This is a genomic window from Rummeliibacillus suwonensis (assembly GCF_007896435.1).
GTDB classification, from domain to species: domain Bacteria; phylum Bacillota; class Bacilli; order Bacillales_A; family Planococcaceae; genus Rummeliibacillus; species Rummeliibacillus suwonensis.
The window spans coordinates 1125010-1137206 of sequence record NZ_VCBL01000001.1; the positions used below are offsets into that span (position 1 = coordinate 1125010).

At 40.0% G+C, this 12197-nt stretch carries 13 protein-coding genes; 12 read left to right on the forward strand and 1 reads right to left on the reverse strand.

The window, feature by feature from the left end; genetic code table 11:
• The first annotated feature begins 569 nt into the window (after window positions 1–569).
• The 11 genes from FEU33_RS05275 (at window position 570) to FEU33_RS05325 (ending at window position 10069) form a co-directional block, all read left to right on the forward strand.
• Window positions 570–1547 (forward strand): ParB/RepB/Spo0J family partition protein, encoded by a 978-nt coding sequence (locus FEU33_RS05275; RefSeq protein WP_186731319.1) that lies wholly within the window; start codon window positions 570–572, stop codon window positions 1545–1547.
• 47 nt (window positions 1548–1594) lie between these two features.
• A complete protein-coding gene (locus tag FEU33_RS05280; RefSeq protein ID WP_186731320.1) occupies window positions 1595–2077 on the forward strand; it encodes a helix-turn-helix domain-containing protein in 483 nt (160 codons plus the stop codon).
• 215 nt (window positions 2078–2292) lie between these two features.
• A complete protein-coding gene (locus FEU33_RS05285) occupies window positions 2293–3150 on the forward strand; it encodes a hypothetical protein (protein WP_146548369.1) in 858 nt (285 codons plus the stop codon).
• Between the two features lie 99 nt (window positions 3151–3249).
• The gene (locus FEU33_RS05290) at window positions 3250–3495 is read left to right on the forward strand and encodes a helix-turn-helix transcriptional regulator (protein WP_146548370.1); all 246 of its coding nucleotides are present in this window, start codon (window positions 3250–3252) and stop codon (window positions 3493–3495) included.
• A gap of 30 nt (window positions 3496–3525) precedes the next feature.
• Window positions 3526–3885, forward strand: a complete 360-nt coding sequence (locus FEU33_RS19390) for a cysteine-rich VLP protein (RefSeq protein WP_146548371.1) — start codon at window positions 3526–3528, stop codon at window positions 3883–3885.
• A gap of 267 nt (window positions 3886–4152) precedes the next feature.
• The gene (locus FEU33_RS05300) at window positions 4153–4578 is read left to right on the forward strand and encodes a hypothetical protein (RefSeq protein ID WP_146548372.1); all 426 of its coding nucleotides are present in this window, start codon (window positions 4153–4155) and stop codon (window positions 4576–4578) included.
• A gap of 85 nt (window positions 4579–4663) precedes the next feature.
• On the forward strand, window positions 4664–5758 hold the full coding sequence (locus tag FEU33_RS05305) for an SU10 major capsid protein (RefSeq protein WP_146548373.1): 1095 nt from the start codon (window positions 4664–4666) through the stop codon (window positions 5756–5758).
• Between the two features lie 73 nt (window positions 5759–5831).
• Window positions 5832–6152 carry a hypothetical protein gene (locus FEU33_RS05310; RefSeq protein ID WP_146548374.1) on the forward strand — a complete coding sequence of 107 codons (321 nt, stop codon included), beginning with the start codon at window positions 5832–5834 and terminating at the stop codon, window positions 6150–6152.
• Window positions 6142–7821 (forward strand): phage tail tape measure protein, encoded by a 1680-nt coding sequence (locus FEU33_RS05315; RefSeq protein WP_146548375.1) that lies wholly within the window; start codon window positions 6142–6144, stop codon window positions 7819–7821. Before FEU33_RS05310 ends, FEU33_RS05315 begins: the two co-directional genes overlap by 11 nt.
• The gene (locus FEU33_RS05320; protein WP_146548376.1) at window positions 7821–9683 is read left to right on the forward strand and encodes an XkdQ/YqbQ family protein; all 1863 of its coding nucleotides are present in this window, start codon (window positions 7821–7823) and stop codon (window positions 9681–9683) included. Before FEU33_RS05315 ends, FEU33_RS05320 begins: the two co-directional genes overlap by 1 nt.
• Window positions 9684–9700: 17 nt before the next feature.
• Window positions 9701–10069 (forward strand): phBC6A51 family helix-turn-helix protein, encoded by a 369-nt coding sequence (locus FEU33_RS05325; protein ID WP_146548377.1) that lies wholly within the window; start codon window positions 9701–9703, stop codon window positions 10067–10069.
• Window positions 10070–10147: 78 nt separating this feature from the next.
• On the opposite strand, the gene FEU33_RS05330 is transcribed toward FEU33_RS05325, so the two are convergent.
• A complete protein-coding gene (locus FEU33_RS05330; protein WP_146548378.1) occupies window positions 10148–11071 on the reverse strand; it encodes a TIR domain-containing protein in 924 nt (307 codons plus the stop codon).
• Between the two features lie 492 nt (window positions 11072–11563).
• Here FEU33_RS05330 and FEU33_RS05335 point away from each other — a divergent pair, with 492 nt between their 5' ends.
• On the forward strand, window positions 11564–12151 hold the full coding sequence (locus FEU33_RS05335) for a recombinase family protein (protein WP_146548379.1): 588 nt from the start codon (window positions 11564–11566) through the stop codon (window positions 12149–12151).
• The last annotated feature ends 46 nt before the right edge of the window (window positions 12152–12197 follow it).

Sequence of the window (12197 nt, forward strand, 5' to 3'; positions counted from 1 at the left end):
TACCAACGCTTTTTTTTATTTTTTTTTAACTTTTTGGCCAAAAACCTGCCCACTTTCCAATGTAATTTGTATAAGAAGTAATAAGTAGATAAAAAGATTGCAGAAAAGTGTGCGAAAGAAAAAGTTTTTACGTACTAAAAAGTGTAAGACGATTAAAAAAATAAATTTTAGTGGGCAATTTGGTTCCTTTTACTGTGTGTATAAGATAGGAAGATAAAAAAATACGAAAAAGTGGTCCATTTTTAATGGTTTTAGTGCGGATATATATTGGAAGCAAAAAAAAGTTTTAGATAGTTTTAGATTTATGGTCCATTTTTTATCACTTTAGTGTCTATACAAGGTGTAAGGTGTTAACTAGCGTATCGACTAAACAAAATAATAGGAGGTCATTCAAATGAATCAACAACCACATCTAATTGGAAATATCGAAAGTTTACCCGAACATGAGCGATACATCTTTTCGCATTAGTAATCGCGCAGTTAGGTGGACATAAATGCAGCCGTGAGCTTACGGAAGCATTGAGTAACTGGCGTAAAAAATTAAGAAAATAATCGGAAGGATGATGAAGATGACGAAAATTAAAATCAGCGAAATTATTACAAACCCAAATCAGCCGCGAGAGTATTTCGATGACAAAGCACTTGCGGAGTTAGCTGAATCAATTAAAAATGACGGATTAATGACACCGATAATGGTTCGGCCACTGGGAGATAAATATGAAATAGTGCAAGGTGAACGACGATATAGGGCATCTAAAATGGCAGGATTGAGCGAAGTACCTGTTAATATACGTGAAATGAACGATGTAGATGCTTTTCATTTAGCTGTAATTGAAAATATTCAACGTGAGCAACTTTCACCAATTGAAGAAGCGCAGGCATTTATGAAATACGTAGAAATGGGCTTCACACATGAACAAATCGCTCAAAAGGTTAGTAAGGGACGTACATATATAACGACAAAGTTGCGTCTACTAAATTTATCACCGGAAATTCAAGATTGGATAGCGGAAGGGCGTCTTGCGGAAGGTCATGCAAAGAAAATTTTAACTGCTAAAAACGATATTTGCAGATTAATGGAAGTTTGTCGGTTTCTACATGGTACGGAGGATTCATTTGAGTATATTCAAAGACTATTGATGTTCTATTTCAAAGATAAAGAAAAAATAAGCGTTAAGGACATAGAAAATTATTTATCGAAATTTAAGTACCTGCTAATTAGGAGTGAACTATATTGGTTATCGTTTTTAGCATTTCCAGAAGAAATTAAACAAAGAGAAAGTATTCAACAGTCTGCTTTTATTGCAGTGAGCATTGCGTTGGAGATGGGTGCAAACTACTCTGAAATATCAGTAGATGACGTAAGATTTATGTTTGATTACGCACTAAAAAACAAGAATGGAGATACAAAGGCTTGGAAAATATATAAAGCGCTGGAAGAGTGGGAGGGTTTCATTCGGTTTAATAGATTTAAGGAGATGGAACAAGAAGAAATAGTAGACGAATTAAGGAAATGTGACTTAACGAAGGAATTGTTTCTGTATTAATGTGTCGCGTGACACATTGAAATAAAACGAAAAGGATGATGACGATGATGATGAATGAAACGAAACAGGTTAATAAAGCTTTACCATTTAAAAATGTACTGGGCTTTACGGCGATGCCTAACGAAGTTTTAAAAATTTATACCGGACATCCTAAGTTTGACGGCAAATGTGAGCGCGTTTATCTGCATCTACTAGATAAATATAACGATAGTTTTAAATACGCCTTTCCTACGCAAGATTTAATAGCAGATGAAACGTTTTTAAGTCGCCAAAGTGTCATTCGTGCATTAGCGATCTTAGAGGAACTCGAATTGATTCAGGCGATTTATAACACTGACTACGGTAATAACATTTATGTCTTTAAAAAGCCGATCGCTAATCGCGAGGAGTTTGAACAACGATTCCCGGAGGCAGTAGAATATCGGTTAAAATTCGAGGAATCCCGTGCTAAAGACAAAGTTAAACGCCATGAAAGACTAGCGGATTACCGTGCAAGAGTACAAGAGATATTTGAGAGTGCCAATAGTTAGTATAGCGCGGTTACTAGTTGTTACCGTATTAAGATTTACTACCGAGATTTACGTACTAAGATTTACAAAAGATAGCGTCCATTAGCTAAAGCTAATAAACGCAGATAGCGATAAGCGTTATTTATATTATCTATTGCTGCAAAAGAAAGTAACAAAGTGAAAAGAAATACATTTGTGGTATCAAATATTAACCACATAAAATTGGAGGGTATTAGATGACGACGATGACGATTGAGAACGCAAAGACTAAAGTAGTATTTAAAAAAGGTGATGTATTAAGAACAGCTTTAACAGAAGAGCCGGGTGCAGGTGCGGTAAAGTTTGCGAAGATGATTTTAGAGGAATATAACTTCCTAGTAAGTAAAGAGAATTATCGCATTAAATTGACCACTGGAGATTATTACGAAATTGCGGATATGTTTAGAGCAAATGGCGGAATTAATAACATAGGTTCACGCATGGAATACAACGGTATAGCGATAGAGGTTGCTGGGGATATAATTTACGGTGATTTCGAGGAGTTTAAACGTATCAAACGTTGCCATTTCTGCGGTTACTTTTATTGGGATATTACGAAAAATAACAGTAGTCATGTATGCTCGTCTGAATGCAAACAAGGTAAAGATATTGTGCTTAAACATTATCGCAGACAAATCCGCAATGCAGGCAAGCAAAAACGCCCGACATACAAAGATTTATACTATCTTGACGGTGAATATCCGTGCTGGACTAATGAATACCGCATGTTTGAATACGATCGTAAGCGTGGGTGTTATTCTTATGGGGATGATTTAGAGGTCGCTATTGCCCGTCACCAATTAAACGTGAAAATGGGCGGAAAAAAGAAGAAAACGCAAGCTATCAATTATAATGGAACGGAAAAAGTAACGAAAATTGCAGTGCGTTTGAATAATCACAGTGAGAAAGTTAAGAGTAAGACAACTGTTATAAGGAAATCACGCGAAGAAATTGAAAAGCATTTACTTGAAACCTATGGAGCGACTAAGCTTGCAGAGGAACGTATTCGAGCAGAAAAAGCAGGTCGTGGATTCTTTTATGTTGAGACTATTTAGGTGCGACCATCTCGGCTATATATAGATACGGCGATACCAATTCGCCTTTTTTTATTTAGGCTGTATGTAAAATTAATTGAAGAAAGGTTGTGAAAGTATATGTTAAATAACACGATTAAAGCGCTACGCCTCTACAATGGTATGACACAAGAACAATTCGCATCAGAAATTGGGTATAGTATCACTGCGCTTAGCATGGCTGAGACGGGAGCTCGAACCATTTCTCCACGTTTTCAGTCTGCTATCGCAAGGCGTTTTTCGCTAGACGATGGCTTTCTTCTTTTTTTACGTAAATATGAGAAAGTGAATAGTCTTATCCAAGATACAACTTTATCACAAATTTAGCCGAATTTCAAGGGGGAAGATTATATAAAAATGGCTAGAAACGCCGTAGCACGTTACATCGAAAAGAATTGCGCCAATTACGACGCAAACGGTCAATGTTTATTGCAGACTTTTGAGAGTGGTAGCCACATATGCCCGCTCTTTTTTAGTTTGAATTCACGTTGTAATTACGCAGAAACTTCCGTACTCCCAGGCGATGAGCACATCCAAGCGCTGTATATGCAAGGTAAACAAGGCGCTGAGATCATCCTAAATACTTGCGAACGCTGCAAAAAGCCATATAAACGCAAAAGCAATCGCCAAAAATATTGTCCAGTATGCCAAGCGGATCAAGCACGTAAAAGGTCGCGTGAAGGTATGGCAAAGTCGAGAGCAAATGTTAATGGTTAGGGATTCTAAAACGTTGATTTTACCGGCTTTGTGGCGTCTGTTTTAAGGCGCAAATATGAGGAGAGTAGTATTTATCCTTATTGTCTTTTTGAGTGTCCTAAACATTAACAAAAGGGGGTGAGTCTCATGCCGATGAAGGGCTACAAAAGGGTAATATTGCCCAAACCAAAAGCAAAGGAAGATACCCAAAAGAATAAAAATAAGCACGATAGCAGAACAGAATTTTTAAAATTCGCTGCCCAAAAATGCCGATAAGGAGAGATGAAAATGGATGAACAAAAACCAACCGAAGAAAAAACATTCACGCAATCTGATATAGATAAGGCAATCGGACGGGAAGTAGCAAATGTTAAACGGGAATATGCGGATTACGAGGAATTAAAGGCAAAAGTTGCGGAGTATGAAGCTATGGAATCAGAAGCAAGCGACGCAAAAGATCCGGTCGCTGAAGTTACCGCAAAGCATGAGGCTGAGATGCAGTCAATGCGTGAGGAAATAGAGGCATTAAAGACACAGCAAGAAGAAAAGCCAAAGCCTCAACCAAAGCCTATTGGCGAGCCCACAAATGGCTATACACCACCGGACAGGTCAGCCGAGCGATTGCTAAAAGATGCTGCAGATAAAGCTAAAAAAACGGGTTCACAGGCAGACATCGTAGCGTATGGAAAGTTAAAAAAGCAATTAAAACGGTAGATGAGTCGAGCGAAATCGTTCGGCTTTTTTTATATGCAATAAAAACACTATATAGCGCCATGAGCGCGGGAAATGGGGAAATTTAATGTCAGCAACTACTACTTCTTACAATCTACAAGGTAAAAAAGAATCGGTAACAGACGAAATTTTATTGTTAAATCCAAATCAAACGCCACTTTTAAACCTGGTAGGCTTCGCGCCGCCAGCAACTAATACAACGCATGTTTGGTACGAAGATGAGATGTTCGCGACTTCAACAACGCTAACTGCAGCGCTGACAGACGTTGCTACAACGGCAAAAGTCGCTAGCATAGAGCCTTTCGTGCTTAACGCAGTAGCTCAAATCGACGAGGAGTTAGTTAAAGTTACGGCGATTGACGAATCAACTAAAACATTAACCATTATGCGTGGCTACGCTGGGTCTACTCCACAAGCTGCAGATAACGGTGCGGAAATAGAATTCCAATTCGTTGAAGGAGAAGAAGGTCAGGACGCTCAGAAAGCTCGTTACAAAGCACGCCAACGTAAAGAAAACTATACGCAAATCTTTATGGATAGCATTGAGGTATCCGGATCAGCTCTATCCGTTGACCAATACGGAGTAAGCGACCTATACGCTTATGAAAAAGCTAAAAAACAACTTGAATTAGCGCTACAGCTTGAAAAAGCGCTCATCACAGGCCACAAATACGATAACGGTAAAGTACGACAAATGGCAGGCTTACGCCAATTTATCAGCACAAACGTAGTATCAGGTGCAGGACAAGCAGTTTCAATTAATATGCTGAGAGACGTTACTAAGAGCATTTTCGAGAAAGGCGGCTTTGCGAATGGCGGTAATTATGCATTCCTAGTGCCAGCGAAGCAAAAAGTTGCTATCTCAGACTTACAAAACGATAAGCTACGAATTACACAAGGCGAGACATCGCGCGGTCAAAAGGTTGATATGCTTGTTACCGACTTCGGCCAATTCCCAATCATCCTTAACAACAACCTGAAAAACGATGAGGTTGTATTCGTAGATACAGACCGTATTAAAATCCGACCTCTTAACGACCGAGGCTTTACGCACGTTGAGCAAGGAATCGTGGGAGATAAGCAAGCAGGATTTATCGTAGGTGAATACACACTAGAACTGCAACAAGAACAAGCTCACGCACGCATTAAAGGCTTAGTATAAGACATTTGAGCGGGCTGACCTTAGCGGGTTGGCTCGCTTTATTTTTTTTTATAACGAAACGGGAGGTTAACAAATGAACAGAACCACCAAAAGTAGGTTGAGCAAGATTACACACGTTAGAAAGCTTTACGGCCAAGTTTTAGAGCGGAACGGTAAAGTTAGCAAAACTAAGCTCTCAAGGCTCAACGCAAAGGCATCGGAGTTATATACGTTCACTGACGATCCACTTTTAGGCAAACTCGCATCATTGATAGCAGGTATTGCAATAGGCGCTGTACACTGGGCAGAGAGTAAAGATGATCGCGAACTAGAGTTTATATTTCAAAAAATAAAAGCTGCAGGCGTAGAGTGCGAGCGGATTACAGAGGAAGGAGAACGAAATAATGGCGATTAATTTGCAAGCTATACTGACTTTACAAGACCGTGCCACTAAGCCTCTAATGCAGGTTAATAGGACGATAGAGCGGGTTGACAGAGCGACCAATAATTATAGTCGGTCAATGGATAAAGCAAGTAATTCCGGAGTGAGTGGATTCGGTCGGGCAGTAACGGCGGTAGGAGGATTAGCAACGGCAATCGGCGGTGCAATCGGAGTTTCCAAAATTCTCGAGGCTACACTCTCTGGTGCAATGCAGATGGAAACTGATAAACTAACGCTTAAAGCTTTAGTGAATGACGCTGGAAAAGCTAACAAGCTATTCGATATGCTGCAGAAAAAGGGAATGGCTTCGGTATTCTCCGACGCTGACTTTATGAACGCAGGTAAAGCCTTCCTTCCAATTACGAAAGACCTCGGAGAAATTAATAAGCTATTAGGCGTAACAGAGCGACTAGGCAGCTCTAATAAACTTGAAGGGATGCAGGGGGCGAGCATCGCAATTCGAGAAGCTCTAAGCTCAGATTATGTATCATTACAAGAACGTTTCAATATTCCAAAATCTATGATTAAAAACGCTTTTGCTGGTGCAGACACCGCAACGGAGAAGATCGCGGCGCTTGATAGTGTGCTCAATAAAATGGGCTACACGCAGAAATTCGTTAACGACGTAAATAAATCGTCAGCAGCACAGTGGGATATGTTGAAATCTAATGTAACAACCGCAATGGCACAAATGGGAATTGCAGCACTGGACAAGCTGAAAAAGCCTTTATCTGCGCTTAATGCTTGGATGTCTAGCGGTGGCTTAGCATGGCTCAAAGAAAAAGGTTCAGACTTTCTTTCGGATGCGGCGACTAAGGTCGTAAAGTTCGGAAATTATATCAAAACAAATTGGCCAACAATCCAGCAGAATTTCTCAAAATTTGTGTCAATTACGAAGTCACTCAAAGAGCCGTTAATCGCAGCAGGTGTAGCCGTGGTCGCATTTAAAGGAATCATGACGGGCTTAACGATTATCAGCACGATTAATACGTTAGTTAAAGCGTACCGTGCGGGGACTTTACTCGCTACTATTGCACAGTGGAATTTGAATGCGGCACTTCTCGCGAATCCAATTGCGTGGGTTGTGGCCGGTATAGCTGGGTTAATCGCAGTTGGAGTGCTTTTATACCGTAACTGGGAAAAAGTAGAAGCAGTATGGTCAAGCGTTTGGAAATCCATTAAACAAAACGCAGCAGACTCAGTAAATAGCGTAATCGGAAAAATCAATGCGCTTATTGGCACAATTAACAAGATTCCTGGCGTCAATATCCCGATTATACCTAAAGTAAATTGGGGTGCAACGGAAGTAGCGCCAGCTAAAAAGCTATCGAAAAGCAATCCGCAACTAGGCTCAATGGTCAATTATGCGCCGAAGAATTACGGGGGTCTTAACTTAACTGGCCATAGTCACAAAGGCGGTCTTGACCGAGTTCCGTATGACAATTATTTTGCGAGACTCCACGCTGACGAGAAAGTTCTTACAGCTACTGAAGCTAAAGAATATAGAAACGGAAATGGTGGTAAAGGTAGCGTTGGTGCTATCGCAATCACGGGTAACACGTTTAATGTACGACAAGAAAGCGATATTGAAGCGATTGCAAACGCATTAGCTACTGAAATCTATGCTATGAGAGGTGCTTAATGACAGAGGTTTCTCTATATTGCTCGGTTGGCTCGGAGCTTCACAAGCTAGATGGCTTATGGTCGTCGATTACGTGGAGTGGCGATACAAAGATGGCTTACCGCTCAGTAGAATTTACGCTAGCCAACACAGAAAACGGAAAAACTCGTAAGATAAAGCCGTCACCGGGCTCATTAGTCCGATTAAAACGGACAAGCGATAAGAAAGAGTTATTCCGTGGATATGTGTTTAGGACTGACATTAGCACTGACGGTACACAATCGTTTACCGCCTATGACCCTAACATCTACCTTTCGAAATCCACCGGCTCACATATGTTCAAAAATAAGACTGCATCGCAGATCTTGAAGGTTCTCGCGATAAAGTATGGCATTCCAACAGATTCAATCGCTGATACAAAAATCGTTTTACCTAAATTGGTATTCCGAGATAAGTCACCTTCGGATATTATTACGATAGCGCTCACTGAAACGCGGAAACGTGGTGGTGAGCGTTTTGTCGTGGGTAATAATAAAGGGAAATTGACGCTATCAAAGGTATCTACGGCTAATCTTAAATACAAAGCTACGACAACTACGAATATTATTAGCGGATCATACTCGGAATCCATCGAGGACAGAAAAACAAAGGTTGCTATGACTGGCGGAGACGAAGCGAAAGTCAGCGCTAGTGTTACCTCTAAGTCAGCGAGTTCTATTAAAAAATATGGAATAATGCAAGAATACGAGAATAAGCCGGATATTAAGGATAAGGCGAAGCTACAAAAGCTAGCAGACGCACTCTTAAAGCAATTAAACGTAAGCACGCAAGATTTTAGCATTGAGGTTATCGGAAATACCGGATTTACGGCTGGAAGAAGGTTATATGTAGAGGAGCCTATGTCTTCGAGAAAAGGATATTTCTACATTGTCGCTGACTCTCATACGTTCAATGCCGATGGTACACATACGGCCAGCTTGACGCTTAAACGTAAAATCGAATTACCTACGGAGTCCTACGAAGCGCCTAGCGAAAATAAAACGTCTGATAAATGGGTTTCTTCAACTGGCAAGTATGCTGCCGTTCATTATCAGACTGGATGGAAGGCTACCGCATATGCCTACCAACTTGGCGGTATTAACGGTTCAAAAGCCGGAATCACGGCATCTGGAACGAAGGTTAAGGAAGGTAGAACGATTGCAGTCGACCCTAGCGTTATTCCTCTAGGTTCAATCGTGGCGGTTTATGTGCCTTCTGCTAAGCAATATTCCGGTATTTATTTAGCTGAGGATACTGGCGGTGCTATTAAAGGGCATAAAATCGACATAGCACATAATCCGAAAGGCGTTTACGACTTCGGAATTAAAAACATTCAAGTGTCGATATTAAAACAAGGCACAGGGCGTTCGGATGCAAGGGCTAAAGCGTCTAATTGGTCAAGTGAACGGTCGAAAGTGCTTGCGAAATTAAAATCTAGTGCAAGCAGTAGCGTATCGAAAGCATCGTATAGCAAGGCGGATCAAGTAGTCGCTATAGGGCGCTCCTTTAAAGGCAAGCTACGTTATATCTTTGGAGGCAAAAACATTGCTAGCGGTGGTGGCGATTGCTCCGGATTCACTTATTATTGCTTTAAGAAAATCGGCGTAAATATTGGACACGGCACATCTACGCAACTTACGAAAGGTAAGCCAGTCAGCAAACTCAGCGCTCAACCTGGCGACCTAGTATTCTTTAAGAACACATATAGAGCAGGCGTTTCGCACGTTGGTATCGTGACAACACCGGGAAAATTCGTAAACTTACAATCTAGCGGTTGTAAAGAAGAATCGTATATGACCGGCTACTGGGCGAAGCATTATCTAGCGATTAGACGAGTTTTATAAGAATAGGAGACGATGGTATGACGAAACAACTTAATGAAAAACAAATTGCGGCCATTACGTATTTAGCAACGCCTAAACGTGGTGGCTTTACTTACGAGCAAATAGCAGATCAAGTAGGCGTAGATGTACGCACATTGCACAGATGGCGAAGGAATGAAGCCTTTAATAAAGAGCTTAAGCGTGTAATAGTCGCTAATACAATTGACCGTCTGCCGGAGGTTATGGAGGCTATACCGGATATTATCATTCGAGACGGTAACGCTGCTATGCTACGAACTTTCTTGCAGGCACACGGCTTACTTGCGGATAAGGTCGAAGTGGAAAGCAAGTCGGACACAAGCGGAATAGACATCGAGGCTATTCGTGAACGATTGAAACAACGGTAATAATACACACGGGTGTAGTCGCTATTTCAGCAATTACACCCGATTTTTTTTACTATAGAGAAGCAATTTAATTAAGACTTAAAGAATTGTTGCTTTGATTCGATTGTCCAACATTTTATAAAGGTCTTTTTCATCATTCCAAAGAATGTGACTATATTGTCTGGTGTCGAAATGTAGGTTTTTCAAATCATTTTCGCGACATGTCCAGATAACAGGGATGTCTCTCCCCATTGCATAACCAGCCTCAAAATAAACACCGCCACGATGACCCGTAAAATCAGCAATAACAAACTTACTCTTTTTAATATTCGCTATAATCTCATCATCAATTTTATTATTATGTTCTACTCTATCAATACGAATAGGAGTAAAACCGTTATCTTTAATTGCTTTTTCTATTGCATTTTCATAAATAGAATCAACTTCTGGATTGAACCACATTGCAACAAAAACTTGGTTATTATTAGTGGTTGTTCTCTCTAGTTCAGCTATCTTATTCCACCCTTTTGCAGTAATTACTATATTTGTAGGGAAGCCTACATTACCTTCTATTAATTTTTCAGAAATTAATTGGTCCATTAAATAAAAAGCTTCCATAGTATTTTCTGTTTCAGTGAAAAATAGATGAATATCCTCTCGGAGAAATGGTATAGCATGTCCTGGAAAATCACTTAACTTTGATAAATTAACTAGAATTCTATCTAATCTCTCAGAAACCTGAGTAGGAAAATTATTTAGGAGTTTTTCCAATGAAACTATAGGAGTTTTTATAAGAGGAAGTTCTGTTTCCTGTTCTTCTAACAAAATAGTAATAGGTTGATGTTCCTTTAAGTTCCTTTCTCGTAGAATAGCTCGAAGTTTGATTTTATTTTTACGAGTTATATACGTTAATAAATTATCGCTTACTGCAAATTTACCACACTTCTGGCAATTAATTTCTATCCCATCAAAAGTTGCAGAGTTAATGGAAGCTGTACTATTACAAATAGGGCAATTATTCATTAAAACACCATCTTTCTAAATACTTAAATACTTACATATTATACTATATTTTATGGACTTTTTACTTGTAATAATGTGACAGCGAAGTTATGCCGGGATATATAATAGTAGAAAGTCATAACGTAGGGTGTCCGAAAGTGTCACGAAATATGGCGATTCACCTACTCGATGTCTTTTATGCGCGTGCCCTTAAAACACTTTGGATTCATTACATAGCCCTTATTCAGCGCAATATATAGAAGAAACTCGAAAAGGTAGCGTAAGATTACGTAACATAAGACGCGATACTTGACGCTAAACACCGACTCGACGCAACTGGCGGATGGACGGCTTCAAAACTCAGGGGGTTATAATTACCGATAGAGTACACTTATACGGTAACGAAAATGCAAGCTTGCAAATGTTGATATTACGCTATTCTTAAATTACCGTTTGATTGTTACCGTTTGAATTGTTATACTTACGGTAACAATAACGAAGGGCGGTAATTAAATGGCGGTAATCGGATATGCGCGGGTAAGTAGCAAAGAGCAAAATGAAGCGCGGCAACTTAAATCGTTAAAGGACGCAGGCTGTGAGCGTATCTATACAGAGAAGATAAGCGGAGCAACAACAGATAGACCGGAGTTACAGAGGATGCTCGATGAGCTACAACCTGGTGATATTATCGTTATACATGAGCTGAGCCGTTTATCGCGTTCAACGAAAGACCTTATAGAATTAGTAGAAGTTATCCAATCAAAAGGCGTAGGACTACGCTCAATTACGGATAAGTGGCTAGACCTATCCGATGATAATCCGATGAGTGAGCTAATCTTTACGATATTTAGCGGGCTAGCACAGTACGAACGCCGTATGATAAAGCAGCGTCAGTCCGAAGGCGTTGCAATAGCTAAAGCAAAAGGTAAATACAAAGGTAGACAAACGAAGCTAACAAAAGGCGGAGAAGAAGAAGTAAGAATGAAGGCGATCATTGACGCATACAAAGACGGCGTTTCAATCGCTGATATTCGTAAGACGTACAAAGTTGGAACTGGAACGATTTACAGATTGTTAGAACGCGAAGGAATTAAGAGATAACGAAGGCAAGCGGATCATAGCGCTTGTCTTTTTTTATTTGCACTGA

What these genes read in the sequence shown, in the direction of transcription:
- FEU33_RS05275 (WP_186731319.1), top strand. Translation starts at nt 570, where the DNA reads ATGACGAAAATTAAAATCAGCGAAATTATTACAAACCCAAATCAGCCG.
- FEU33_RS05315 (WP_146548375.1), top strand. Translation starts at nt 6,142, where the DNA reads ATGGCGATTAATTTGCAAGCTATACTGACTTTACAAGACCGTGCCACT.
- FEU33_RS05300 (WP_146548372.1), top strand. Translation starts at nt 4,153, where the DNA reads ATGGATGAACAAAAACCAACCGAAGAAAAAACATTCACGCAATCTGAT.
- FEU33_RS05285 (WP_146548369.1), top strand. Translation starts at nt 2,293, where the DNA reads ATGACGACGATGACGATTGAGAACGCAAAGACTAAAGTAGTATTTAAA.
- FEU33_RS05305 (WP_146548373.1), top strand. Translation starts at nt 4,664, where the DNA reads ATGTCAGCAACTACTACTTCTTACAATCTACAAGGTAAAAAAGAATCG.
- FEU33_RS05310 (WP_146548374.1), top strand. Translation starts at nt 5,832, where the DNA reads ATGAACAGAACCACCAAAAGTAGGTTGAGCAAGATTACACACGTTAGA.
- FEU33_RS05280 (WP_186731320.1), top strand. Translation starts at nt 1,595, where the DNA reads ATGATGAATGAAACGAAACAGGTTAATAAAGCTTTACCATTTAAAAAT.
- FEU33_RS05330 (WP_146548378.1), bottom strand. Translation starts at nt 11,071, where the DNA reads ATGAATAATTGCCCTATTTGTAATAGTACAGCTTCCATTAACTCTGCA.
- FEU33_RS19390 (WP_146548371.1), top strand. Translation starts at nt 3,526, where the DNA reads ATGGCTAGAAACGCCGTAGCACGTTACATCGAAAAGAATTGCGCCAAT.
- FEU33_RS05290 (WP_146548370.1), top strand. Translation starts at nt 3,250, where the DNA reads ATGTTAAATAACACGATTAAAGCGCTACGCCTCTACAATGGTATGACA.
- FEU33_RS05320 (WP_146548376.1), top strand. Translation starts at nt 7,821, where the DNA reads ATGACAGAGGTTTCTCTATATTGCTCGGTTGGCTCGGAGCTTCACAAG.
- FEU33_RS05325 (WP_146548377.1), top strand. Translation starts at nt 9,701, where the DNA reads ATGACGAAACAACTTAATGAAAAACAAATTGCGGCCATTACGTATTTA.
- FEU33_RS05335 (WP_146548379.1), top strand. Translation starts at nt 11,564, where the DNA reads ATGGCGGTAATCGGATATGCGCGGGTAAGTAGCAAAGAGCAAAATGAA.